Source organism: Flavobacterium sp. CSZ, from assembly GCF_015350725.1.
Taxonomy (GTDB): domain Bacteria; phylum Bacteroidota; class Bacteroidia; order Flavobacteriales; family Flavobacteriaceae; genus Flavobacterium.
In genome coordinates this window covers 1-533 of sequence record NZ_JADKPQ010000067.1, presented here as the reverse complement: position 1 = coordinate 533, position 533 = coordinate 1, and the positions used below count along the sequence as shown (strand labels likewise).

Annotated in this window: 1 protein-coding gene; it reads right to left on the bottom strand. The window is 40.2% G+C overall.

Annotated elements, in window-relative coordinates:
* On the bottom strand, positions 1–533 hold a 533-nt coding region (locus tag IRZ78_RS26020), incomplete at both ends, for a TonB-dependent receptor plug domain-containing protein (protein ID WP_194620510.1).

The window sequence follows — 533 nt, the reverse complement described above, 5'->3', positions numbered from 1 at the left end:
GTTAAAACAAGATTAAATTTTCCATCTTCTGATCGGTGGTTTAAGTTAAATTGCGCGCCTGCTTTTCTATATAAGAATTTACCGGGAAATACGGTGGATTGTGTATTGTAACTTCCCGATACGAGAAACTGAGTATTCTTTGATCCACCTGACAGGTTCGCTTTTAGATCTGTAATCGCTGCAGTTCCACCTAGAAGTTCCTTTTGCCAGTCAGTGTAACGGTTTTTGTCCCATGAACCGTTTACGTCAAATGCTGACTGGGGATATGTTGTAATCCCGTCATTGGTAAATGCCTTATACCTCATGGCCAGATATTGCTCGGTATTCATTAAGTGGGTAAATTTTGTAACGGTACCCGCTCCGGTTGAAGCGTTAATGGTGAAATTTGTTTTTCCTGCCTTTCCTTTTTTTGTGGTGATCAAAACTACACCATTGGCTCCTCTGGATCCATAAATAGCAGTTGCATCTGCGTCTTTTAAAATTTCGATGCTTTCTATTGTGTCAGGATTGATGCTATTGAGTGGACTTGTTAT